Here is a 24,506-nt window from a genome sequence, read left to right as displayed (position 1 = left end):
ATGCTAGAGAAGCTAATTAGCCTCTCTAGCATTTTTGACCTATGCAAACATTTCTCTTATGCTATTAATGATGCTTTGGAAAATGTCTAGAATGGCATCAATTATGTTCTTGAAGAAATTCTCTACGTTATTCCAAAAACCTTCGTCATTTAACACATCTTTCACGCTTGAAGCAATGTCATTTAATTGTTCTTCTACATTACTGAAATCGATATTTAAGTCACGCATTTGATCAAATAGATCGGTTAGCATGTTAATTTCTTCAGCGTTTAAGTTAACATTCAAGTTCTCAATGGTTACATGGATAATTTGTTCGATTTCTTCTCTTGAAGTTGGGGCTTGTTCAGAGATTTCTTTCTTAATCTCTGTAATTAATTGGGATACTTGTTCTGGCGTTAGTTCGCTATTTTGTGACAAATCAGTAGCGACGTCTAGTTCCTCGTTGGCCACTTTCATGCGGTTTTGATCTAGTTGAATGCCTTTTTCATCGAAAGCTTTATAAATTCCGGTTAATGCAGAATGTCCGGTAACTTTTAATGGGGATGCAACTTCTACTAACGCGTTTTCTACTCCTGCTGTTAACAAGGCGTTTGCATACATTTCTTCTGTTACTTCTGTAATATTGTCCGGTGTAACGATGACAACGCCTAACCCTTCCCCTTTATCTCTTGGAGTGATTTTAACGGAAGAGTACATTCTGGAGTTTGGGTTACCGTCAATATATTTGGCTATATCTTGGCCGTCTACTCTTAATTCGTCAACATTATTTTGATCTTGAACGTTTAATAGTTCTCTTACTTCCGCTTCTTGTGTTTCAGTTAGCGTATCTCCATACACAATCGTTGGCACTCCTAATTTCTCGTTAATTACTTCTGGTTCTGTGTTACCTGAAGAAGCGAAGGTCGATTGATTCCCTGTGATGCCGATCATCATCGTTAAGGCCATCACGAGGAAAGTAATACGTTTTAACATAGTTTCTCACCCTTTAAACATGATCATTACAAACATGATATACCACTTCATTATACGCACTAGTTGGTTCATGAAAATCGGACTTAAGACGTATATAGAATCCTTATTATTTAACCATTCACATCGCTCTTTGTTTATTTATTTCATTCTTCATTATTTTCATAGTGCCAATATGTTCGCTTTCATGGTAAATAATGAATAGAAGCAGTTCTCCAATAGTGTCTAGCTTATGGTCACCTAAATAATAGGGTTCAGTTAATCGTTCCTGTAAACGACCGGAGAAAGCTTCCTTTACTCGGTGTAATTGTTCTTCTAAAGCAAAGTATAATTCTTCAACTGTTGGTGGTTCTTCTTCCCAATAAGCAGGATGTGACCCTGGAGAAAAAAAGGTACTATACGTTTCCGTTAAAAGCATGCGCTCTCCAGTGTGACGAAACAACAGTTGTTCACCTGTTACGTAAATATGACCAAATTGCCAGCGTAAGGAATTGGGCATGCCAAAAGCGATGATATCTGCTGTTTGTTCTGTTATTTCCGTTGCGAGCTGCAAAATGGTTTGACGACCTGTCTCAAATTGCTTGAAAATCGTTTGTTCTTTCATAGGTTTTTTGCCTCCTATGTGGAATTCCCATATAAATTGTTCCTCTTCTCTTCCTACTATAGAGAATCACATGAAAAATGCAACTGTTTTCCTGAACAAGCAAATTAGTTGATTATACCTATAAGGGTATTATATAGTTTGAATATGGTACAAGTTAAACAGAATTATATTATTTGAATTAAAGGAGAATGAAGTAATGTCTACAGTAAAATTACAATTGAAAGCAAAAGCAAATGGTGCACATGTTGAGGCGAAAGCAAGAAAACACACATTAATTATTGATGAAGGCAAACAGCAAGGTGGCACAGACCAAGGTGCTAATCCTCTAGAAACATTACTTGCTGCTCTTAGCGGTTGTGAATCAGCTGTTTCCAATATGGTAGCTAAAGAAATGAACTTTGATTTACAAGGGATTGAATTTGATATTCAAGGAGAGCTCGATCCTCGAGGATTTATGGGACAAGAAGGCATTCGTCGTCATTTCGAAAAAGTAACGCTTCGTGCAGTTGTTGAAACTAGTGAGAGTGAAGCGCGTATTCAGGAGCTAAAAGCAATTGTAGATGATCGTTGCCCTGTTTATCAAACATTGGTAGCAGCTGGCGTAGAAATGGATACAGAATGGGTAAAAGCATAAGGGTAGTTAGGTCAGTTCATCCGCGGTGAGCTGGCTTTTTTTATGACTTTACAAAGAAGGATGGAAAGTATAACATGTGTAAATAAACAGAAAAATAAGACAATAAAGGAGGCGTTGCTTTGAAACAATTTACACCATCAGATGCTCTTAAGAGGCTGCCGGAACAATTTTTTGCTCATTTAGTGGATAGAGTAGAACAGGCAAAATCGTTAGGTGGTATGGACATAATTAATTTAGGACAAGGGAATCCAGATCAACCAACACCTGATCATATTGTCGCTTCTCTTCAACAAGCTGCAGAAAAACCGCTGTATCATAAATATCCCCCTTTCAAAGGGTTCTCCTTTCTAAAAGAGGCGGTGGCTACTTTTTATAAGAAAGAGTATGGAGTCGAACTAGATGCAAACAAAGAGGTTGCGATTCTTTTTGGTAGCAAAACAGGGTTAGTGGAAGTAAGTCAATGCTTTTTAAATAAAGGGGACGTAGCATTTGTACCTGACCCTGGCTATCCTGATTATTGGTCTGGTATCGCTCTTGCCAATGGCGTAATGAAGAAGATGCCGTTAGTTGAGGAACGTGGTTTTTTACCTGATTATAATCAGTTGGATCCAAAAGACTTACAACGTGCAAAATTACTGTTCTTAAACTATCCGAACAACCCAACTGGAGCAGTAGCAAATCGTGCTTTTTTTGAAGAGACGATTCAATTGGCGGAAGAACATAATGTGTGTGTCGTTCATGATTTTGCTTATGGAGCTATCGGTTTTGATGGGAAGAAACCGCTTAGTTTTATGCAAGTTGAGGGGGCGAAACAGGTAGGCGTGGAAATGTACACGATGTCTAAGACGTTTAATATGGCTGGTTGGCGTGTTGGATTTGCAGTAGGTAATCCGAGTGTTATACAAGCACTTGAGCTCATGCAAGATCATTATTATGTAAGTGTATTTGGAGCGGTACAAGAAGCAACGGCGACCGCTTTACTAGATTCAGAGCAAAGTGTAAACCAATTAGTAGCTACGTATGAAAGGAGAAGAGATAAACTTATTGCTGGGTTGGAGCAGCTCGGTTGGCATGTAGCACCATGTAAAGGATCGTTCTTTGTTTGGATGCGTGTACCGGATGGGTTTACATCTGAGCAGTTTGCGAATGATTTAATTGATAAAGTACGGGTTGTAGTTGCTCCTGGTATTGGTTTTGGTAGCTATGGTGAAGGATATGTTCGCATCGGGTTGGTTAGTTCAGAACAACAAATAGAAGAAGCGTTACGTCGTTTTACACGATACATGAAAGATAGCTAAAAGGTTTTCTCTTTTTTTCTAAATAAATTATTCGGAAAATTCAGTTGATAAAGAATTATTAGCCTAGTATTATTGTAATCATCTGAACTATTAAAAGTATAAACGAAGGGAAAGAGGGTAGCATGACACATAATAAAGATTTACGCATCCGTAGTAAAGTAATTAGTGAAGGTGTGAATCGAGTACCAAACCGCTCCATGCTTCGGGCAATTGGATTTACAGATGAAGATTTTCAAAAGCCTATGATTGGGATTGCTAGTACGTGGAGTGAAGTAACCCCGTGTAATATCCACATTGACCAATTAGCAGAGCAAGCAAAAAGTGGGGCCAAAGATCAAGGCGGAGCACCGATGATTTTTAATACCATCACCGTTTCGGATGGTATTTCGATGGGACATGAGGGAATGCACTACTCTTTGCCAAGTAGAGAGATTATTGCTGACTCGATTGAAACAGTAACCAATGCCGAGCGTTTAGATGGCGTTGTTGCAATTGGTGGTTGTGATAAGACCACGCCAGGGTGTATGATGGCAATTGCTCGCATGAACATTCCTTCTGTGTATGTTTATGGCGGGACGATTAAACCAGGTAAATTAGATGGACAAGACATTGATATCGTTTCTTCTTTTGAGGCAGTTGGTCAATATCATGAAGGCTCGATTGATGACAAGCAGTTACATAAAGTAGAGTGTCATGCTTGTCCTGGAGCTGGAGCTTGTGGTGGTATGTACACGGCAAATACGATGGCGGCGGCAGTAGAAGCGTTAGGGATGAGTATTCCTGGTTCTTCTTCGACTCCGGCTGTAGAGAATTATAAAGAAGAGGAATGTCGTCAAGCTGGTGAAACGGTGTTGCAGTTACTAGAGAAAGGTATTTATCCTCGTGACATTTTGACGAAAGAAGCGTTTGAAAATGCTGTAACAGTTGTGATGGCGCTAGGTGGATCGACGAATGCTTTTCTACATTTAACCGCGATTGCCCATTCAGCTGGTGTTGACTTTACTGTGGATGATTTTGAAATAGTGCGCAAGCGTGTTCCACATATTGCGGATTTAAAACCGAGCGGCAAATATGTGATGGAAGATTTATATGAAATTGGTGGTGTACCAGCAGTCATGAAGCTTCTCCTTGAGCATGGCTTGTTACACGGTGATTGCATAACTGTAACAGGGAAAACCATTGCAGAAAACTTAGCGCAATGCCCTTCCCTTCAAGAAGGACAGCAAGTAATTAAGACGTTAGAAGAGCCGATAAAGCCTACTGGGCCACTAGTGTTATTGAAGGGGAACTTAGCTCCTGAGGGTGCAGTTGCCAAAATGAGTGGACAAACTATTACTCGCTTTGAAGGGACAGCTAAAGTGTTTAATAGTGAAGCTGAGGCTACAGAAGCAATTGTACGTAATGATATTCAAGCAGGTGATGTGTTAGTAATTCGTCATGTTGGACCAAAAGGTGGGCCAGGCATGCCGGAAATGTTATCTATTACAGCGATGATCGTCGGAAAAGGGTTAGGAGGTAAAGTGGCTCTCATTACAGATGGACGTTTCTCAGGTGGATCGCATGGTTTTGTCATCGGTCACGTGGCACCAGAAGCCCATGTTGGTGGTCCGATTGCTTTTCTTGCAACAGGTGATTGCGTCACGATTGATAGTGAAACGCAAGAAATCAATTTTGACGTATCAGAAGAAGAGTACGAGCGCCGGAAGAAGGGCTGGGTGAAGCCTTCGATGAAATATTCAACAGGGGCACTTGCTAAATACGCCAAGCTCGTTTCCTCGTCTGCGAGAGGAGCAGTAACCGATTGGGATATGGAATAAGGAGCATTTGATAAAACAACCGTTCAGAAGGATTGCCTCTGAACGGTTGTTTGTAATTAACAATATTGCTCATACGCTTTCGTTAAGTTAGCAAGAATTTCTTCAGGTTCATGACCTTCAATTTCCTCACGCGGAATAAAGTGAAGCACTTTGCCGTTTTCCACAAGGGCCATCGATGGAGAGGACGGCTCAAATCCTTCAAAGTATTCGCGCATGCGACTAGTAGCTTCACGGTCTTGACCAGCAAAAACGGTAACCGCATTCGTTGGGTGTTTATCATGGTTTAATGATTGGATTGCAGATGGACGTGCTAATCCGGCTGCACAGCCACATACCGAGTTCACAACGACTAAAGTTGTGCCTTCTTTTTGTTGCATAAATTGATCGACTTCTTCTGGGGTTGTTAATTCTTCAAACCCATTTCGTGTAAGTTCATCGCGCATTGGTTGCGCCATTTGTCTCATATATTGTTCATAAGCATTCATTGTTATACCTCCAGTTTACGAATTATTTTTACGCGCTTGTGTCATTTGATGCCATACGGATCCTTTGGCTTCTTCGCCACCTTCAATGCGTTCTAATGCCATCTTTGCTTGCATGCGCACTTCAAATTCTGCATCATGAATCGCTTCTTGTAAAGCGGGGAGTGCTGCACTATCTCCCACTTCATATAAAAACATAGCTGCTCGCCAGCGTACGAGTTTGTTAGGATCAGCCAAAGAGGCGATCATTTCCGGCATTGCTTCTGGAAAGCCTAAATCAGAAATGCAGTCACCAGCTGTTCGTCGGACGGTAACTGATTTGTCTTTTAATGCTTGATATAAATAAGGCAATACTTCAGGTTCTTCAATCATACCTAAATAAGCAGTCGCTAATCTCCGAATCGATGCTTTTTCATCATCTAGTGCTTTTTCTAAAATAGGTAAGTCGTTGTAAGTTGGGTTTAAGCGATCTAGAGCAGCATAGCGCACCTTCCAGTTTGGATCATCTAGTGTAGCTAGAGTAATGTGATGTTCAGGATTTATTGGTGTATCAAAGTTGCCAGTGTCTTCTTTGAATGCACGCTCAACAAGTTGTTGTAACCGCTTTTCATCATAGCTTGCAGATAACTCTTCCACTACCTCTTGTCCGATTTCTTCCATATCACCATATCGAGGATTTTGCTCCATCCATTGTCTTTCCATCACCATATTCGTAGATGCTGTTGATGCTTCTAGAGCAGCATTCATGAAATATTCAGGAAGACCGACGCGCTTTTCTTCATCTCCTTGTTCAAGCTTCACTTGCATAGGAAGCCCGCGGAACATTTGGATGAACACTTTGACCTCGCCGAAATTTTCTTCTAGTTGTTTGTCTTGCTTTGTTTCGATTAAGTCGTCATTGTTTTCTAATGAACCAAATACATATCGTGCTTTAGGGAGAATGTCTTCCCAAGCATGCTTAGCATTTCGATCTAATGCGATAAAATCCATGACGTGATACAGACTTCTTACCCCATCAATGTTAAGAAGTTCTTTGACATGACTAGGTGCTTGTTCGACGTCATCTCCTTGTTTAAAGTGATGTGTAACCCCTTCTGGTAAATGCTCATTTAAATTAATCTTCATTGAATTCGGGCTTGGTGTCGGTTCAATAGACACGATTTTCATTTCAATACCCTCCACACATACTAATCTAAAGTGATTTTAACAAACTATTGAGGAACATTCCATTACTTTGCAAGAAGAAGGAAAGAAACACGACCTTGTATTATTCTGATGATTCAAAATTGATTCATCGCTAATAATAATGTAATATAAATTGTATGAACTTTTTGTACAATAAAAATTGTGTGAAAAGTATACAAAATAAGGGGGATTTTATTTTATGAAAATGGGGAAGAAGTTCTTTCCGATTATTTTTCTTGGACTGATGTTGGTGCTAGCAGCTTGTGGTGGAAATGAAAGTGAATCGGAACAGTCCACTGAAGATAAAGGTGAAATTAATATTGGTTTGAATAACTGGGCAGAGAATGTAGCAGTATCAAATATGTGGAAAGTTGTATTAGAGGAAGAAGGGTATACGGTTCATTTAACGCAAGTAGAAAAGGGTGCTCTATACACTGCCTTGGAAAATGACGATTTAGATCTTGGTTTAGAAGTCTGGTTACCTTATACAGATGAAGTATTCTACGAGCAATATAAAGAAGATTTAGCATGGCACAAAACGTGGTTTAGCGGTACAGAATTAGGATTGGCAGTACCGACGTATATGGAAAATATTGAAACGATGGAAGATTTAAAAGCAAATGCTGATCAGTTTGATGGTAAAATTGTCGGCATTGATGCAGGTGCCAGCTTGATGGGATTAACGGAAGAAGCCATTGGAGAGTATGGTTTAGACGGCTATGAGTTGCAGTCTTCTTCTGGGCCTGTTATGACAGCAGAGTTAGGAAAAGCGATGGAAGATGAAGCACCAATTCTCGTAACGCTTTGGAAGCCGCATTGGGTGTTCGCTGAATATGACGTGAAATTTCTAGAAGATACGAAGAAAGTATACGGTGAAAAAGAAGATATTAGCTGGGTATCTAGACAGTCATTTGAAGAGGACCATCCTGAACTAACGGAGACGCTGAACAGCTGGCAAATGGATGATGAGAGCTTAGGGAGCTTAATGAATATGATTAAAGAAGAAGAAGATGCCGAAGCTGGTGCAAAGAAATGGGTAGAGGAAAATCGTGCGTTAATCGATGAATGGATTAAGCCGTTGCAATAAGGAATGAAAGAAGAATGTGGCGTGGTCTCATACATAGACCATGCCACATTCTTTTTTGTGTAAGGCCATTTCATAACTGTCTATTACACCAAATATATTGCTAGAATGTATGTGGAAAAAGATACTCATGTCGCCTGATTTGCTGGAAGAGCAAGACTTCTTGCAATCCGAAGATTCCAGAGAAACCGTCCTCCTAAAGTGGAATTTGCCTATTAGATTTGTTCACATTTCAATTAGGATAGTTGCATTTTGCATTTGGTTCGTTTATTTGCGATAGTAATCAAATTTCTTCTCTAGTTTTTCTTGGAAAGCAGCGATCATTATACATATTGGCCAATAAATGAGTGCAACTAGTATATACAGCGTCATCGAATCAGCAGTTCTTCCAATGACTGTTTGTGCTTTCTGAATCATCTCTGGTACGGAAATGACAGCAGCTAAAGAAGTTGCTTTTACCAAATCCAAAAATACGTTCGTAAGGGGAGGCAGTGCAATTCTAGTAGCCTGTGGAACGATGACGTGCCATAATGTTTGCCAGCGGTTTAGTCCCAAGGCAGTTGATGATTCCCATTGACCTTTAGAGACGCTATTTAGAGCGGAACGAATGATTTCAGCAATGTATGCCGCACTGTTAAGTCCAAAGCAAATTATAGCAGCGGTGACGGCTGAAAAGGTGATGCCGACGTATGGAAGACCAAGGTACAGTATGAATAAAAATACTAATACAGGTGTACCTCTCATAAATGATATGTATAACCTTGCTGGCCATCGCAACAAGATTGTTTCAGACGTACGTGCTAAAGAGAGAAAAAAGCCTAGAAATAAACCAATTGCCATCCCGCTAAATGAGATGGCAACCGTATATGGTAATCCTTCTAGGACAATCGGTAAGCTTTCCCAAGCGAGCTGTGGATCGAACAGCTTATTTAACTCGATAGATTGGAAAAATGAAAAACTTCCCATTGTCATCATCCTTTAAAAGTCTATTCCTTCAATTTCCGTAATTTCTTCTTGTGGCTTTTTGGAAGCATCTTTTCCTCCGAAGAATTCTTTGGATATCCCTGTTAGCGTTTCGTCTTCATGTAGTTCAGCTAAAGCGTCGTTAATTTGTTGTTGTAATGCGGTATCATCTTTTCTCAATACGATGCCAGCTTGTGAAGAATGTACACGAATATGTGGATGTAGCGTAATATCGAATTGTGGCATAGCTTTAAGCGCAAGACTTTGTAAATAGTAATCGTTAATAACGACGTCTGTACGGCCATTATCTACATCACGTAAATATACATCATTGGTCGCATTGCCATATGTTTTAACTTCTGCGCCGTAATGCTCAGCGATTTTACTATAGGTAGTAGTTGCGGCTCCGCCTGCTTTCTTCCCCTTTAAATCTTCTAGCGTTTCGATGCCACTGAGATCCTCTTCACGTACGATCATGGTTGTATAGGAGTATTTGTAAGGGTCGCTAAATGCATATTTTTTCTTGCGTTCATCTGTAATGGCTATATCATTTATGGCTGCATCAATACGTCCACTATTTAAGGCAGCAAACATAGCGTCATAGCCAATTTCTTCAAATTCTATTTCAACACCAAGCTTCTTCCCAATTTCACGCATCGTTTCTACATCATATCCAGTAATTTTATCAGAGTCTGCAGGATGATAAGAAGAAGGAAATAACGTGCCAGACGTTCCAACCACTATTTTTCCTTCTTTTTGTACTTTATCCCAGGTAGTAGATTCGTTTTTTTCTTTATATTTTTCAGCTTGTCCTTGTTCTGAATCATCTGAGTTACAAGCCGATAAAATGATTAGAAAAGCAAGGCTCAAAAGGAATAATAATCTATAATTTCTCAATGGTTTTCTCTCCTTTTCTTAGATGCTTTCATTACTATAGCAATCTCATATTATTATTGCAAGGCTGTGAAAATAAATGAAAGCCACCTGCAAAGTAAAGATTCTTTGTGACAGATGGCTTGTTCCGATTAAATATCTAAAAATAGTAGTAAAACAATGGATACAACGGTCATGCCGATGAGTATAGAGGATGCGACATACCAAATCGCGACTTTGTATTGCTTACTCTCTATTAAATGCAGCACTTCTTTACTAAAAGTAGAGAAAGTAGTGAAAGCACCACAAAACCCAACCCCCATAAGCAACCAGAACCATTCTTGTATAACTCCTTTTTGGAATAAAACGAAGCATATACTTAATAATAAAGAGCCGAATATATTGGCCATCCATGTTCCTAAAGGGAATGTTGCTTTTCCGGTATTCCATAGCTTGGTAGTTGTAAATCTAGCTATTGCACCAAATCCACCGCCAATTGCGACGAAAATAAAATGCATCGTTGTTACCCCCTCATCTTAGCGGCTTGAGTTCCAGACCACGCGAGTACAAGTCCACCTATAATACTTAAGGAAATGTATAGTAGAGCTTCTATGCCATACCCTTCCATCCACAAGTTCGCTGTTTCAACGGAAAAGGTAGAGAAGGTTGTGAAAGATCCGATAATGCCAGTGCCAATTCCGGTCATAAGGTGTTTCGGTACTCGCGATGAGAGAAATGGGTGAGCCATTAAGAACGTGAGGAGGAAGCAACCGAACCAGTTCGCAAGCAGTGTTTCATATGGGAATAAGTACGAATCAGGTACAGCAAGAGTAATGATAAATCTTCCTACTGCCCCAATACATCCCCCAATAAACACACTGATGTATTCGTTCATATTGTTTCCTCCTATCGTTAAATTATTTAAACAGACTTACGCGCTTTTACATGTTGGACAAGTTCCATATACTTCGAATTTATGATCTTCAATGAAGTAATGAGGTAATTCTTTGATAACATCATGAATAGGGCAAAGATTGATTTCTTTTGTTATCCCGCACATCAAGCAAATGAAATGGTGATGATGCTTGTCACACTTGATGCGAAAGTGTTTCTCTCCATTTAGGTCAGTAACCTCTAATATATCTAATTGAACAAATAAGTACAAATTCCGATAAATGGTATCAAAACTAATCGATTCATGAGACGCGCGCATGCTTCTTAATAAATCCTTTGCTGACCAGTAACGATTCTCTTGATTGAAATAGCGTAATATATCTTCACGTTTCTTCGTGTATTTATAGCCTTTTTTCATCAATCGATCTAAACCGTGTTGAACATTCATGTTGTCACCTTTTGTAGTCGAGAGAGATGTTTTATTTTCTTAAATGCTAATGTAATCAATAGAATAATAATCGCAGTTACTACGATTGTACCACCTGGAGGTATTTCAAAATAGTAACCAGTAATAATTCCTGTCATGACAGAAAATTCACCGAAGATAATGGAATACAGGATGGTTTGTTTAAATCCTTTGGCAATTCGGATGCTGGCGGCTACTGGTAATGTCATTAAAGCTGATACGAGTAGGACGCCGACAATGCGAATAGATGCTGCAATGACAAGAGCTGTTAGCACAATAAATAGAAAATGAATTCTTTTTGCATGAATACCTGATGTAACCGCATGTTCTTCATCAAAGGATAGCATAAATAATTCTTTATAGAACACGATAACAAGTACGGTTACAACAAGAGAAACGACAAGTATCATCCACAAGTCTTGGCGACTAACTGCTGAGACGGAGCCGAATAAATAACTAAACAAATCGGTATTAAACCCATCGGCTAAAGAGATAAAGATAACACTTAATCCTACACCACCAGAGAGAATAATCGGAATAGCTAATTCTTGATATGACTTATATACCCCGCGTAACTGCTCAATGAAAATCGAACCTAGAACAGAGAACCCCATGCCAGTATAAAAAGGAGATATGACAAATCCCCCCAACTTTTTGTCGAGCATTAAACCGAATGCGATGCCAGATAAAGTAACGTGCGATAAAGCATCAGCAATTAAGGAGAGCCTTCTAACAACGACAAATGTACCTAGTAAAGGTGCGATAAATCCTACTAATACAGCCGTGATAAATGCATTTTGTAAAAATTCATATTGAAAGAAACTAGAAATCATAAAAAAACCCTCCTAATGGTCATGCTTTACGACATGAACGTCATGGCCATACATTTTGGAATAATCCTCTTGATCCATCTGTGTAAACGTATGGGAATCCCCGTGGAAATGAATGTGTTTATTTAAACAAGCAATGTCGGTAGCGTAAGATGTCATCGTGCCCGTATCATGGGTGACGAGCAATAATGTCATCCCTTTCGTTTTATTTAAGTCGCGAAGCATTTCATAAAAGCGTTGAACATTTTCTGCATCTACACCAACTGTCGGTTCGTCCAAAATGAGAAAGTCGGGCTCGCTTACGATTGCTCTGGCAATAAAGACACGTTGTTGTTGTCCGCCAGATAAATTCCCTACATTTTGATTGATATAATCTGTCATCCCTACTGTATCAATCGCTTTTTTAATCTTTCTTGCATGTTGTTTATTAAAAAATCGGAAGTAACCAACTTTCGCTGTTAATCCCATAGATACGACTTCATATACCGTTGCTGGGAATTCACTATTAAAGCTGTTCGCCTTTTGTGAAACAAATCCAATTCGATTCCAGTCCTTAAACTTATGAATAGGTGTATGAAACAAATCTACTGTCCCTTGTTTATGTGGTAATAGTCCAAGAATAATCTTGATTAAAGTCGTTTTACCTGAACCGTTCGGACCTACTAAGCCGACAAAGTTTCCAGGGTATATTTCAAGATCAATGTTTTCTAATACGTGTTTATCTTCATAAGCGTAGCTAAGATTGTTAATACGTAATATGGGTGAGCGACTCATTGCTTCATCCTCCTTATAAGCCATATGTATTGCTAGTTTGGCTCCCTTATCGTAAGACTATGTTATTTTATCGTAATCATTTCGGTTTGTAAATAAGAATGATTACGATTATAAAACCCTTAGTGGGGAATTATATATACCCCACTATACTAATGATTATATTTATTTGTTATTCATGCACTTGACAATACATACATTACGGGGGTATAGTAAATGTACAATATAAGAAAGAGGGGTTGCTATGAATGAACAACAACTTCCTGTGCATAGTGGGAAGCATCCATCCCACGCTAAAAGTGCAGCAGAGAAGGAACAATTGCTTAACCGATTGAAGCGAATAGAAGGTCAAGTACGTGGAATTCAGAAAATGATTGATGAAGATCGTTATTGTGTAGACATATTAGTCCAAATATCAGCCATTAATGCAGCTTTGAAGAAGGTAGGATTTACCTTATTGGAGAAGCATACGAATCATTGCGTTGCAGATGCCATTCATAAAGGGAACGGTGAAGAAGCGATTGATGAATTAATGAAAGTAGTTCAGCAATTCTCTAAATAGAAAAGAGGGGTGCATGATGAGTAAACAAAGTGAAATAAAAGTTGGCGTTTCAGGTATGACGTGTGCAGCTTGCTCTACTCGTGTAGAAAAAGTATTGAATAAAATGGAGGGCGTACATGCTGAGGTGAATTTGCCGCTAGAAACAGCGCATATTCAATACGATCAAGAGCAAGTTAGTGTAAATGATGTGAAACAAAAGATAGAGAAGCTGGGCTATGGAGTGGTAACAGAAACGTTAGACCTTGATATTCATGGGATGACGTGTGCGGCATGTTCAACTCGAATTGAGAAAGTATTAAATAAACTAAATGGTGTGGAAACAGCACATGTGAATTTAGCTAATGAAACAGGGCAGTTGGTATATTACCCAGGTATAATAGATGCAACTTCTGTTATTCAACGTATTCAGAAGCTGGGCTATGATGCGGAGGAACGAGTGGATCGACAGCAGAAATCCTCGCAAAAGGAAGAACAACTAAAGAAGAAGCGTGTGAAACTCATTATTTCAGCACTACTATCTATACCATTACTTATTACGATGGTACAGCATTTATTTGGAGTCCCAGTCCCAGATATATTGATGAATCCGTGGTTCCAAATGATACTCGCAACGCCTATCCAGTTCATTATTGGTTGGCAGTTTTATGAAGGTGCTTATCACAATTTAAAGAACAAAACAGCGAACATGGACGTTTTAGTTGCTCTTGGTACGAGTGCGGCGTATTTTTATAGCGTTGCTGAGGCAATTCAATCCGCGACAGTACCAGGGTATCACCCAGACTTATACTTTGAAACGAGTGCGATTTTAATTACGTTAATATTGCTCGGAAAATACTTTGAAGATGTAGCAAAGGGAAGAACAACGGAAGCGATTTCTTCTTTATTAAATCTTCAAGCGAAGGAAGCGAATGTATTTCGTACCGGGGAAGAACAGTCAATCCCTATTGAACAAGTGCAAGTTGGCGATATACTTGTGGTTCGACCAGGTGAGAAAATCCCAGTTGATGGTGAAGTAACGAATGGGAATACAACGGTTGATGAATCGATGTTAACAGGCGAATCTCTTCCAGTTGAAAAGCATGCTGGGGAAGAAGTCATTGGTTCTACTATTAATAAAAATGGCACAATTTATATGAAAGCGACCAAAGTAGGAAAAGATACAGCTTTAGCGAGTATCGTAAAGGTTGTAGAAGAAGCTCAAGGTTCTAAAGCGCCAATCCAACGAATGGCCGATATTATTTCTGGTTACTTCGTTCCTATTGTCGTAGCTATTGCAGCTATAACGTTTATCATTTGGATATCCTTTGTAGCACCAGGAGATATCTCTACAGCGTTAGAAGCAACCATTGCTGTGCTCGTCATTGCTTGTCCATGTGCATTAGGATTAGCGACACCAACTTCTATTATGGTTGGGACAGGTAAGGCAGCAGAAAAAGGCATCTTGTTTAAAGGTGGAGAACATCTTGAATCAACTCATAAAGTAAATGCGATTGTGTTCGACAAAACAGGCACAATTACGAAGGGGGAGCCTGAAGTAACGAACTTTGAAGGGGACCCGTTAATTTTACCGCTCGTTGGTGCTGCAGAGCGTGGTTCAGAACATCCGCTCGCTCAAGCAATTGTCACCTATGTGAAAGAGGAAGGGTATGATCTTCAAGAAGCGACTGATTTCGAAGCAATACCAGGGCACGGTATTCAAGCGACAGTCGATGGTCGAACGTTACTTATTGGAACTCGGACGTTATTACAGCAGCATGATGTGGAATATAGTAAATATGATGCTCAAATGACAACATGGGAGGAGCAAGGAAAGACTGCCATGTTAATTAGTATCGATAGCCAGGTAGCAGGAATCATTGCCGTAGCTGATACAGTGAAAGAAACTGCAGCACAAGCCTTACAACAATTAAAGGATCAAGGCATTGAGTTAGTCATGTTAACAGGAGATAATGAACGAACTGCGCAAGCAATTGCAAAGCAAGTAGGGATGGATCAAGTTATCGCTCAAGTCGTTCCAGAACAGAAAGCAGACTTTATTAAGGAATTGCAAAACCAAGGCAAACATGTAGCGATGGTTGGAGATGGTATTAATGATGCTCCAGCTTTAGCACAAGCGGATATAGGTATTGCGATTGGTACTGGAACAGATGTTGCCATTGAGACAGCTGATGTCACCATTTTAGCAGGTGATTTAACGTTAATTCCTAAGGCAATTAAAATGAGTGCTTTAACAATGAAGAATATTCGCCAGAACTTATTCTGGGCCTTAGCCTACAATAGTGCAGGCATTCCAGTTGCAGCGTTTGGATTGTTAGCTCCATGGATTGCAGGTGCTGCCATGGCATTTAGTTCTGTGAGTGTCGTTAGTAACTCTCTTCGCTTAAAGAGAGTGAAAATATAATAATGTTAAGAAAGGATGAATGGAAAGTATGGAAATTACATTGAATGTTAAAGGGATGACATGTGGTCATTGTGAGAAAGCGGTTAAAGGAGCAGTTCAAGAATTAAATGGGGTACATGGGGTAGAAGTTACGCTTGATTCCAACCGAGTAACTGTGGCTTATGATGATGCAATTGTATCGAAGCAGCAAATTGCCGATGCCATTGAAGAGCAAGGATATGATGTTGTTTCATAAAAAAAAGAAAGCGCCAATGCCGATTTATACCGGTTTGGCGCTTTTTTGTGACTATTTAATACAATTAATACAATTAATACAATTAATACAATTGAAATATAATTCCCATAAGTGAATAAATAATAACAGTAGCAAAGAATATGGTCATGTATAGAAGTGAGAAAAGAAACATTGATTTTGCCCATTTCTCTCCGTCCATTCGCTTATAACCATAAATACTTAAAATAAGCCACATGATACTTAACAGTAAGGCAACTAACGTTAGTCCAAGACTTAAAGGTAAAAATAAGAAGCTAATAGCAATCAAAATGACTAAATACAAATTCGTTTGCACAACCGTTCTTTTGATTCCCTTTACAACAGGAAGCATAGGGATATTTGCAGCTTTATATTCATCATGCTTGCGAATGGCAATGGCATAGAAATGTGGCATTTGCCAAATAACCGATACGATAAATAGTCCAAGAATAGCTGGATGGGTGACATCAGGCTCAATGGCCGTCCAGCCAATTAGAGGAGGCATGGCCCCAGAAAGGCTACCAATTTCTGTGTTGTATACCGTTACTCGCTTACTCCACATCGTATATGGAACAACATAAAAAAACAGACCTAAGAAACCAAAGATAGCAGCTAGTGGTGTGGTAAACGCTAGTGCTACTAACCCTAGTATGGTCATGACATTGGCTAACCATAATACTGTTGTGGAATGTATTGCTCCGGTAACAGTTGGTCGACTCTTCGTTCTTTCCATAATTGCATCGATATCACGGTCATATAAGTTGTTGTAAGCTCCGGCTGCTCCCATGATGAGAACCGATCCAATCGTTGCGAGTAAGATGTCCAGTAAATGCTCCATAATCCCTTGTTGATACGTGTATAGCGCTAACGTTAAACCGGCAAACATGGGAACGAGATTGGACTTTATGATGCCTGTTTTCACAGTTTTAGATATGATTTCCGACAGCGACGGTTTAGTTATATGAATTGCATTATTTTCATTACTCATTTTACATCGTACTACTCCATTTCCTATTATAGTATCATTAGAATTACTCTAATGTTTCCATATGTCCCACCATCATTGTAACTTTAAACAATAGTTATTATCAACTTAAATTATCTTTTCTTTGAAATTTCACACAAAAAAGAGGGATGCAAATGCAATCCCCCCTCAAGACATTTAATGAATATAAGGCAATTGATTGGTGTAACCGCTAAATTGTTGATGAGATTGTTGGATTTTTTGCTGCTCTGCTGCTTCTAAGCTATACCAGCCATTTTTGAACATTAAGTTATACAAATTTCGCTGGCAGTCTTGTGTTTCATTGAAAATGGTAGAAATGTCTTGATAAAGATGATCGCAACTCGCTTCATTTAAAGCGGTACAAAAAGAATCTGTCATATACTTTTCTGTTGCGAGCATATCATTTATAAAATCGCGTTCATTCATTTGGGCGTTTTTCGGTACATTTGTTTCAGGATTTTGTACTTTTTGATTTTGTTGTTGCATAAATGATTTTCTCCTTTCTCTATTGGTTTGTTTGATTAGGTTGATTGTTTAGATGTTGAAGTAGTTGTTCATAGTGCCGTTGATGCATTTGTCCAGCTTGTTCAAGAGTGGTCTTTAATTCTGCATTTTGACAAAAGCCAGCATAGAAGTGTGCTTTTTTAGAAGCTAATAAAGTCCATGAAAGCATGTCCGTAATGTACAGATGGTCTTTGGTGCTAATCATGGTCGGTGGTTGTGGCATAATAGAACCTTGTGTTTGTGGACTCGTTCCTTGTTGTTGCACGCGAATGTCCTCCTTTATTAATAAGTCATATTTCTTTTGTAGTTTGCCTCGTTTTTTGGTCCCTATGCTAAAAAAGAGAGGACGACTTTTGTGGTATTTTGTCATCTTATAAAAGAATATTAAAATAATATTGCGAAATGTCAGAAATTATTTTATAGTAGAATTAGATAGTGATTAAAGTTTTTGGTTTTTTTTGTCTGATAAATGAATGAGTATTCATTCAAAAAAAGATAGGGGGAAGAAGGGATGGAGCAATCAATAAAACGCGCCGTTGTGTTAGGTTCTGGCGTGATGGGAGCAGGAATTGCAGCACACTTAGCGAATGTAGGTATTTCAACATTAATGCTTGATATTGTACCGAAAGAACGAACAGAACAAGAAGCGAAACAAGGGCTTACATTGCAAAATCGACAAGTTCGAAATCGAATGAGTGCAACAGCTAAAAAAGGTTTACTCAAGCAGAAGCCTTCACCATTAACGAGTAGAAAGCATCTAGATTTAATTGAAATTGGGAATATGGAAGATGATATGCATCGTATTCAAGAGGCAGATTGGATTATTGAAGTAGTAGTTGAGAATTTATCCGTTAAACAGAAAGTATTTGCTTCTGTTGATGAATATCGCAAGCTAGGCTCTATTGTTAGTTCTAATACGTCAGGTATTTCTGTAGAGGCAATGAAGGAAGGGCGATCAGAAGATTTCAAGAAGCATTTTCTTGGCACACACTTCTTTAATCCACCTCGATATTTGAAATTGTTAGAAGTAATTCCTACGAAAGATACAGCGGATGATGTTCTCCAATTTATGAAACAGTTCGGGGAAAACGTTTTAGGAAAAGGTGTTGTAGAAGCAAAGGACACCCCTAACTTCATCGCTAATCGTATAGGAACGTATGGTTTATTAGTAACAGTGAAGGAAATGATGAAAGGCGACTATAGTGTTGGAGAAGTTGATTCGGTAACAGGACCTATGATTGGGCGACCAAAGAGTGCGACGTTCCGAACACTAGATGTCGTTGGTTTAGATACATTTATACACGTTGCCAAAAATGTATACGACCAAGTGAATGGGGAAGAAAAGGTTGTATTTGATCCGCCCTCATTTATGAAAACGATGCAAGATAAAGGCTGGATTGGTTCCAAAAGTGGGCAAGGATTCTTTTTGAAGCAAAAGGGGGAAAAAGGAAGCGTTATCCTTGAGCTGAATCCAAGCACATTGGAATATGAGGAGCGCAAAACGTTAAAAACGAAAGCGACAGAAATGGCAAAGCAAGAAAAAGGAGCTAGACGTAAACTGAAAGCACTCGTAGCAGCAAAAGGAGATCGAGCAGGTGAGCTTGTATGGAATGTAGTCAAACCTGTTTTGTTATACTCTGCACAATTGTTAGGCGATATAGCTGATGACATTACTGCTATTGATGAAGCGATGAAGTGGGGCTTTGGCTGGGAACTAGGTCCATTTGAAATGTGGGATGCCATTGGAATTGAACAATCTGTTGCTCGTATGAAAGAGGAAGGGCATTCTATTCCTGAATGGGTGGAAGAGATGATAGCTAATGGACATAGAACATTTTACAAACAAGAAAATGGAACCGTTTTCTATTACGACAAAGGTGCCTATCATGAAAAACGTACAAATGAAAAAGAAATTCAGCTTCACTTAATAAAAGAACAAAAAGGCATCATTAAGTCGAATAAAGGTGCGAGCTTAATCGATATGGGCGACGGTGTAGCGCTACTGGAATTTCACTCTAAAAGCAACGCAATAGGTTTAGACATTATGCAAATGATAGAATATGCCGTTGGAGAAATTTCAGAAAATTACGAAGGGTTAGTTATTGGAAACCAAGCAAAGAACTTTTGTGTTGGAGCGAACCTAGCAATGATGTTGATGGAAGCTCAAGATCATAATTTTATGGAAATTGACATGATGATTAAGAAATTCCAGTCAACCATGATGAAATTGAAATATAGTGATAAACCAATTGTCGCGGCTCCTTTCGGCATGACACTTGGTGGAGGAGCAGAAGTTTGTTTGCCTGCTAGTTCTATCCAAGCATCACAAGAGACGTATATGGGATTAGTAGAAGTTGGAGTAGGTCTTATTCCTGGAGGGGGAGGAAATAAAGAGTTATATATGAAGCAATTACAAGGGCTACCTGATGGCATAGACTTCGATTTGCAAAAAGTAACGAACGCCGTGTTTGAGAAAATAGCTACTGCTAGCGTGTCCACCTCTGCTGACGAAGCGAAAGAAGCTGGTTTCTTAAATAGTAAAGATGGCATTAGTGTAAATGGAGATCATTTATTGCATGATGCGAAACAAAAGGTACTCGGCTTAGCAAAAATGGGTTATAAACCACCACAACAAAAGAAAATTCCTGTCGTAGGTGAAGCTGGCTATGCAACGATGCTGCTTGGTGCTAAAACAATGGGCTTCGGTGGGTATGCATCAGAGCATGACATGGCTATTGCCCAAAAGCTTGCCTTCGTTCTTGCAGGAGGGAATGTTGCGGCAAATACACTCGTTGAGGAACAATATTTATTAGATTTAGAACGAGAAGCATTCTTGAGTTTAATCGGAGAACCGAAGACGCAGCAACGAATGCAGCACATGTTAATGAAAGGGAAACCATTACGTAACTAATATGCTTGTAAGGGGGAAGGAATGTGAAAGAAGCAGTGATTGTTGCAGGTGCTCGAACGCCTGTCGGGAAAGCCAAAAAAGGAACGTTAGCGCATACACGCCCAGACGATTTAGCGGCATTAACGGTACAAGAAACGTTAAAACGCGCAAACAATTACAATGGGAATATAGACGATGTCATTATTGGATGTGCGATTCCAGAAGCAGAGCAAGGCACGAATATGGCTAGAAGTATAGCGGCACTAGCAGGCTTAAGCCACAACGTTCCGGCCATTACAATTAATCGCTATTGTTCAAGTGGGTTGCAAAGTATTGCTTATGCAGCAGAACGAATTATGCTCGGCCATAGCGATACCATTATTGCTGGAGGAGCAGAATCTATGAGCTTAGTTCCAGTTCCAGGCCATGTCGTAAAACCGAATGTGAAGCTAGTGGAAAATGCTCCAGAATACTATATGGGGATGGGCTACACAGCAGAAGAAGTTGCAAAGCAGTTCGGCATTACAAGGGAAGAACAGGATGCCTTTGCGGTACGAAGTCATCAACGAGCTGCTGCTGCTATTGAAGCTGGGAAGTTTGATGAAGAGATTGTGCCTGTGCACGTCACACAAAGAATAATTAATCAAGAAAACAAGATAGAAGAAAATAAAGTACTCTTTTCAGTCGATGAAGGAGTGCGAGCCAATACAAACGCAGCAACGCTTGCTAAGCTCCGTCCAGCGTTTAAACTCAACGGTTCTGTAACAGCTGGAAACTCTTCGCAAATGAGTGATGGAGCGGCATCGGTGTTAGTAATGGATCATGACAAAGCGAAAGCAGAAGGATTGACTCCACTGGCGAAATTCCGCTCCTTTGCTGTAGCAGGCGTACCACCAGAAATAATGGGGATAGGGCCAGTAGAAGCAGTACCGAAAGCGTTAAAGTTAGCGGGCTTAAGCAAAGAGGATATCGGAGTTTATGAATTAAATGAAGCGTTTGCCTCGCAATCAATCCAAGTGATGCGACAGCTTGAATTAGATGAAGCGAAAGTAAATGTCAATGGGGGAGCGATAGCACTTGGGCATCCGCTTGGTTGCTCAGGAACGAAGCTAACGTTAAGCCTTATTTATGAAATGAAACGTAGAAATGAACAGTTTGGTGTTGTCACGATGTGTATTGGTGGCGGAATGGGAGCTGCTGGAGTTATTGAACTAATATAGAGGAGGAACGAATATGAGCGAAACAAAAGATAAGGTGTTTAAAGGTGGAGGCTTTATTGTAGAAGATTTAACAGCGCAGGATGTAATTACACCAGAAGATTTTTCCGAAGAGCATAAAATGATTGCGAAAACAGCAGAAGATTTCGTTGTCGGAGAAGTTGTCCCAAAAATAGAAAACTTAGAAAACCATGAATTTGAACATTCTGTTGCCTTATTAAAACAAGCTGGTGAACTAGGTTTGTTAGGAGCAGATGTACCAGAAGAGTATGGTGGATTAGGATTAGACAAAATTAGCTCCTCACTCATTACAGAAAAGTTCTCCCTAGCTGGCGGGTTTTCTGTCACATATGGGGCTCACGTAGGAATTGGTTCATTACCTATCGTCTTTTTTGGGAATGAAGATCAGAAGAGCAAGTATTTACCTTTGCTTGCAACCGGTGAGAAAATCGCTGCTTATGCTTTAACAGAACCAGGCTCGGGGTCTGATGCTTTAGGCGCAAAAACAACGGCAAAGTTAAATGATGAAGGAACACACTACATTTTGAATGGAGAGAAACAGTGGATTACCAACTCTGCTTTTGCTGACGTATTTGTCGTTTATGCGAAAGTGGATGGGGAACACTTTACGGCGTTTATCGTAGAACGAGATTATCCAGGGGTATCAACAGGTCCTGAAGAGAAGAAGATGGGGATTAAAAGTTCCTCCACACGTACATTAATATTAGAAGATGCACAAGTACCGGTAGAGAACGTACTAGGTGAAATTGGTCGCGGTCATATTATTGCTTTCAATATTTTAAACGTTGGTCGTTATAAATTAGCCATTGGTGGTGTAGGTGGAGCGAAACGAGCATTAGAGCTTGCTGTCCAATATGCTAACCAAAGAAAACAGTTTAAAACACCGATTTCTAGTTTCTCCCTTAGCCAAGAAAAATTAGCGACAATGGCTGCGAATATTTATGCCAATGAAAGTGCTGTGTATCGTACAGTAGGATTATTTGAACAACGCATGGGGAATCTCACAGAAGAGCAACTGAAAGATGGGAAGGAAGTAGCAAAAGCAATAGCAGAATATGCGATTGAGTGTTCCATTACGAAAGTGTTTGCTACTGAATTGTTAGATTATGTAGCAGATGAAGCTGTCCAACTACATGGTGGCTATGGATTTATGCAAGAATATGAAGTAGAACGCATTTATCGTGACTCAAGAATTAACCGTATCTTTGAAGGTACGAATGAAATTAACCGTATGATTGTTCCTGGTACGCTAATGAAGAAGGCGATGAAAGGTGAACTTCCATTGCTACAAAAAGCACAAGGGTTACAGGAAGAGTTAATGATGATGATGCCAGAGGAGCCAGGTACCGAACCATTAGCTCAAGAAAAGCATCTATTGAATAACGCTAAAAAAATGGGCTTGTTAGCTGCTGGGCTAGCCGCTCAAAAATACGGAGAGAAACTGGATAAAGAGCAAGAACTACTTGTCAATATAGCTGATATGGTCGCCGAAATATACAATGTGGAATCTGCTATTTTGCGTACAGACAAAGCTATCCAAAAAGACGGAGAAGAAAAGCATACGCAAAAGTTACTCATGACTCAAGTATATGTACAAGAAGCATTTAATAGAATGGAAGCGCATGCGAAAGAAACGTTAATTGCTGTGGAAGAAGGAGATTCTTTACGTATGATGCTGTCTGCTTTACGGAAGCTAACAAGACATACACCGACAAATGTTATCGCAAAGAAACGGGAAATTGCAGCACACGTCATTCAAGAAGAACAATATAGTGTATAAGGAATAAGCAAGGAGGAGCTCGTTCACAATAGAGCTCCTCCTTTACTTTAATTTGGTGTTTTTCCCTTTCTTATTTCGGCGATCCATTGTATCATTAGGACATAAATGTATCATGTGTTAAAATATAGACCATTAATGAAAGAAGGAGGGATATTCATGACATTAACTTTTTATTGGTACCCTCAATGTGGAACATGCAAAAAGGCAAAGAAATGGCTAGAGGATCAACATGTTTCTTATGAAGCGATACATATTGTAGAAAACCCGCCAACGAAAGAAGAATTGCTGACACTTATTGAAAACAGTGGCTTAGAGCCGAAGAAATTCTTTAATACGAGTGGGAAGAAATACCGCGAATTAGGTATGAAAGATAAGGTAAAGGATGCTACGCTAGAACAAATGGTAACGTGGCTTTCTTCTGACGGCATGTTGATTAAACGCCCAATTGTCACAGATGGCAACAAGGTAACGGTCGGATTTAAAGAAGCAACATTTGCTGATATTTGGAAATAATGAGCGAAACATTTGGCTTTTACAGCTATGTTTAATACATTAAGTATGTACAGTTTAAATGGAGGGATAAAAATGAGTTTACCAAAAGAATTATATTACTCAGAAGAACATGAATGGGTGAAAGTTGAAGGAGAGCAAGTTCGTATTGGTATTACAGATCATGCGCAATCTGAGCTTGGCGATATCGTTTTCGTTGAATTGCCAGAAGTAGGTGACACTATTGAAGCGGACGAGCCTTTTGGAAGTGTAGAATCTGTTAAAACAGTTTCTGAATTATACGCTCCTGTAAGTGGTAAGGTCGTAAGCGTAAATGAAGACCTCGATGATAGTCCTGAATTTGTAAACGAATCCCCGTATGAAAAAGCTTGGATGATTGTTGTAGAACTTTCTAACAAGTCTGAAATGGACGAGCTTATGTCCGCTGACCAATACCAAGCGATGATTGAAGAAGACTAATCAACATAGCTTGGTCTAATTGGGACACCCTAT

Annotated in this window: 26 protein-coding genes; 12 read left to right on the top strand and 14 right to left on the bottom strand. The window is 39.5% G+C overall.

Annotated features, from left to right (window positions below):
• Nucleotides 1-39 precede the first annotated feature (39 nt).
• A complete protein-coding gene (locus N784_RS11760) occupies nucleotides 40-972 on the bottom strand; it encodes a DUF1002 domain-containing protein (protein WP_036835136.1) in 933 nt (310 codons plus the stop codon).
• A 118-nt stretch (nucleotides 973-1,090) separates the two neighbouring features.
• Nucleotides 1,091-1,573, bottom strand: coding sequence for a DinB family protein (locus N784_RS11755; RefSeq protein ID WP_036835134.1), 483 nt, complete (start codon nucleotides 1,571-1,573; stop codon nucleotides 1,091-1,093).
• A gap of 196 nt (nucleotides 1,574-1,769) precedes the next feature.
• On the opposite strand from N784_RS11755, the gene N784_RS11750 reads away from it, so the two are divergent.
• The 3 genes from N784_RS11750 to ilvD all read left to right on the top strand — a co-directional run bounded on the left by N784_RS11750 (nucleotide 1,770) and on the right by ilvD (nucleotide 5,322).
• Complete coding sequence (locus N784_RS11750) at nucleotides 1,770-2,207, top strand: OsmC family protein (protein ID WP_036835133.1); 438 nt, start codon at nucleotides 1,770-1,772, stop codon at nucleotides 2,205-2,207.
• A 119-nt stretch (nucleotides 2,208-2,326) separates the two neighbouring features.
• Nucleotides 2,327-3,505 carry a pyridoxal phosphate-dependent aminotransferase gene (locus N784_RS11745; protein WP_036835131.1) on the top strand — a complete coding sequence of 393 codons (1,179 nt, stop codon included), beginning with the start codon at nucleotides 2,327-2,329 and terminating at the stop codon, nucleotides 3,503-3,505.
• Nucleotides 3,506-3,627: 122 nt separating this feature from the next.
• Nucleotides 3,628-5,322: a dihydroxy-acid dehydratase gene (ilvD, locus tag N784_RS11740; protein ID WP_036835129.1), complete on the top strand. Its 1,695-nt coding sequence runs from the start codon at nucleotides 3,628-3,630 to the stop codon at nucleotides 5,320-5,322.
• A gap of 56 nt (nucleotides 5,323-5,378) precedes the next feature.
• Here the strand turns inward: ilvD and N784_RS11735 are convergent, their stop codons facing one another.
• Both N784_RS11735 and N784_RS11730 read right to left on the bottom strand, forming a co-directional pair.
• Nucleotides 5,379-5,807 (bottom strand): BrxA/BrxB family bacilliredoxin, encoded by a 429-nt coding sequence (locus tag N784_RS11735; RefSeq protein WP_036835127.1) that lies wholly within the window; start codon nucleotides 5,805-5,807, stop codon nucleotides 5,379-5,381.
• A gap of 15 nt (nucleotides 5,808-5,822) precedes the next feature.
• Nucleotides 5,823-6,971: a conserved virulence factor C family protein gene (locus N784_RS11730; RefSeq protein WP_036835125.1), complete on the bottom strand. Its 1,149-nt coding sequence runs from the start codon at nucleotides 6,969-6,971 to the stop codon at nucleotides 5,823-5,825.
• 217 nt (nucleotides 6,972-7,188) lie between these two features.
• Between N784_RS11730 and N784_RS11725 the strand changes: the two genes are divergently transcribed.
• Nucleotides 7,189-8,076, top strand: a complete 888-nt coding sequence (locus tag N784_RS11725; RefSeq protein ID WP_052127290.1) for a glycine betaine ABC transporter substrate-binding protein — start codon at nucleotides 7,189-7,191, stop codon at nucleotides 8,074-8,076.
• Nucleotides 8,077-8,340: 264 nt separating this feature from the next.
• Here N784_RS11725 and N784_RS11720 read toward each other — a convergent pair whose 3' ends face one another.
• The 7 genes from N784_RS11720 to N784_RS11690 all read right to left on the bottom strand — a co-directional run bounded on the left by N784_RS11720 (nucleotide 8,341) and on the right by N784_RS11690 (nucleotide 12,873).
• The gene (locus N784_RS11720) at nucleotides 8,341-9,039 is read right to left on the bottom strand and encodes an amino acid ABC transporter permease (RefSeq protein ID WP_036835124.1); all 699 of its coding nucleotides are present in this window, start codon (nucleotides 9,037-9,039) and stop codon (nucleotides 8,341-8,343) included.
• 12 nt (nucleotides 9,040-9,051) lie between these two features.
• Nucleotides 9,052-9,933 (bottom strand): transporter substrate-binding domain-containing protein, encoded by an 882-nt coding sequence (locus N784_RS11715; protein WP_036835123.1) that lies wholly within the window; start codon nucleotides 9,931-9,933, stop codon nucleotides 9,052-9,054.
• A gap of 128 nt (nucleotides 9,934-10,061) precedes the next feature.
• A complete protein-coding gene (crcB, locus tag N784_RS11710) occupies nucleotides 10,062-10,427 on the bottom strand; it encodes a fluoride efflux transporter CrcB (RefSeq protein WP_036835121.1) in 366 nt (121 codons plus the stop codon).
• Nucleotides 10,428-10,432: 5 nt separating this feature from the next.
• Nucleotides 10,433-10,804 (bottom strand): fluoride efflux transporter CrcB, encoded by a 372-nt coding sequence (gene crcB / locus N784_RS11705; RefSeq protein ID WP_036835119.1) that lies wholly within the window; start codon nucleotides 10,802-10,804, stop codon nucleotides 10,433-10,435.
• A gap of 36 nt (nucleotides 10,805-10,840) precedes the next feature.
• A complete protein-coding gene (locus N784_RS11700; RefSeq protein WP_036835118.1) occupies nucleotides 10,841-11,251 on the bottom strand; it encodes a Fur family transcriptional regulator in 411 nt (136 codons plus the stop codon).
• On the bottom strand, nucleotides 11,248-12,102 hold the full coding sequence (locus N784_RS11695) for a metal ABC transporter permease (RefSeq protein ID WP_036835116.1): 855 nt from the start codon (nucleotides 12,100-12,102) through the stop codon (nucleotides 11,248-11,250). The genes N784_RS11700 and N784_RS11695 overlap by 4 nt, the downstream gene beginning before the upstream one ends.
• A gap of 12 nt (nucleotides 12,103-12,114) precedes the next feature.
• The gene (locus tag N784_RS11690) at nucleotides 12,115-12,873 is read right to left on the bottom strand and encodes a metal ABC transporter ATP-binding protein (RefSeq protein WP_036835115.1); all 759 of its coding nucleotides are present in this window, start codon (nucleotides 12,871-12,873) and stop codon (nucleotides 12,115-12,117) included.
• A gap of 241 nt (nucleotides 12,874-13,114) precedes the next feature.
• Between N784_RS11690 and N784_RS11685 the strand changes: the two genes are divergently transcribed.
• Genes N784_RS11685 through copZ form a run of 3 tightly spaced genes read left to right on the top strand, consistent with a single transcriptional unit; the run spans nucleotide 13,115 to nucleotide 16,068 of the window.
• The gene (locus N784_RS11685; RefSeq protein ID WP_036835113.1) at nucleotides 13,115-13,432 is read left to right on the top strand and encodes a metal-sensing transcriptional repressor; all 318 of its coding nucleotides are present in this window, start codon (nucleotides 13,115-13,117) and stop codon (nucleotides 13,430-13,432) included.
• Between the two features lie 16 nt (nucleotides 13,433-13,448).
• Nucleotides 13,449-15,833, top strand: coding sequence for a heavy metal translocating P-type ATPase (locus N784_RS11680; protein WP_036835111.1), 2,385 nt, complete (start codon nucleotides 13,449-13,451; stop codon nucleotides 15,831-15,833).
• Between the two features lie 28 nt (nucleotides 15,834-15,861).
• On the top strand, nucleotides 15,862-16,068 hold the full coding sequence (gene copZ, locus N784_RS11675) for a copper chaperone CopZ (protein ID WP_036835110.1): 207 nt from the start codon (nucleotides 15,862-15,864) through the stop codon (nucleotides 16,066-16,068).
• A gap of 82 nt (nucleotides 16,069-16,150) precedes the next feature.
• Here copZ and cyoE read toward each other — a convergent pair whose 3' ends face one another.
• The 3 genes from cyoE to N784_RS11660 all read right to left on the bottom strand — a co-directional run bounded on the left by cyoE (nucleotide 16,151) and on the right by N784_RS11660 (nucleotide 17,861).
• Complete coding sequence (gene cyoE, locus N784_RS11670; protein WP_036835109.1) at nucleotides 16,151-17,074, bottom strand: heme o synthase; 924 nt, start codon at nucleotides 17,072-17,074, stop codon at nucleotides 16,151-16,153.
• A 174-nt stretch (nucleotides 17,075-17,248) separates the two neighbouring features.
• A complete protein-coding gene (locus N784_RS11665) occupies nucleotides 17,249-17,578 on the bottom strand; it encodes a spore coat protein (protein ID WP_036835108.1) in 330 nt (109 codons plus the stop codon).
• Between the two features lie 19 nt (nucleotides 17,579-17,597).
• A complete protein-coding gene (locus N784_RS11660) occupies nucleotides 17,598-17,861 on the bottom strand; it encodes a hypothetical protein (RefSeq protein WP_036835107.1) in 264 nt (87 codons plus the stop codon).
• Nucleotides 17,862-18,107: 246 nt separating this feature from the next.
• Between N784_RS11660 and N784_RS11655 the strand changes: the two genes are divergently transcribed.
• The 5 genes from N784_RS11655 (at nucleotide 18,108) to gcvH (ending at nucleotide 24,473) form a co-directional block, all read left to right on the top strand.
• Nucleotides 18,108-20,507 carry a 3-hydroxyacyl-CoA dehydrogenase/enoyl-CoA hydratase family protein gene (locus tag N784_RS11655; protein WP_036835104.1) on the top strand — a complete coding sequence of 800 codons (2,400 nt, stop codon included), beginning with the start codon at nucleotides 18,108-18,110 and terminating at the stop codon, nucleotides 20,505-20,507.
• 23 nt (nucleotides 20,508-20,530) lie between these two features.
• Complete coding sequence (locus tag N784_RS11650) at nucleotides 20,531-21,706, top strand: acetyl-CoA C-acetyltransferase (RefSeq protein WP_036835103.1); 1,176 nt, start codon at nucleotides 20,531-20,533, stop codon at nucleotides 21,704-21,706.
• 13 nt (nucleotides 21,707-21,719) lie between these two features.
• The gene (locus tag N784_RS11645) at nucleotides 21,720-23,504 is read left to right on the top strand and encodes an acyl-CoA dehydrogenase family protein (RefSeq protein ID WP_036835102.1); all 1,785 of its coding nucleotides are present in this window, start codon (nucleotides 21,720-21,722) and stop codon (nucleotides 23,502-23,504) included.
• A 156-nt stretch (nucleotides 23,505-23,660) separates the two neighbouring features.
• Nucleotides 23,661-24,017, top strand: a complete 357-nt coding sequence (locus N784_RS11640; protein WP_036835100.1) for an arsenate reductase family protein — start codon at nucleotides 23,661-23,663, stop codon at nucleotides 24,015-24,017.
• A gap of 72 nt (nucleotides 24,018-24,089) precedes the next feature.
• The gene (gcvH, locus tag N784_RS11635; protein WP_036835098.1) at nucleotides 24,090-24,473 is read left to right on the top strand and encodes a glycine cleavage system protein GcvH; all 384 of its coding nucleotides are present in this window, start codon (nucleotides 24,090-24,092) and stop codon (nucleotides 24,471-24,473) included.
• The last annotated feature ends 33 nt before the right edge of the window (nucleotides 24,474-24,506 follow it).

It is taken from the genome of Pontibacillus litoralis JSM 072002 (assembly GCF_000775615.1).
Classification (GTDB): Bacteria; Bacillota; Bacilli; order Bacillales; family BH030062; genus Pontibacillus; species Pontibacillus litoralis.
This window is presented reverse-complemented; position numbering and strand designations above follow the sequence as displayed.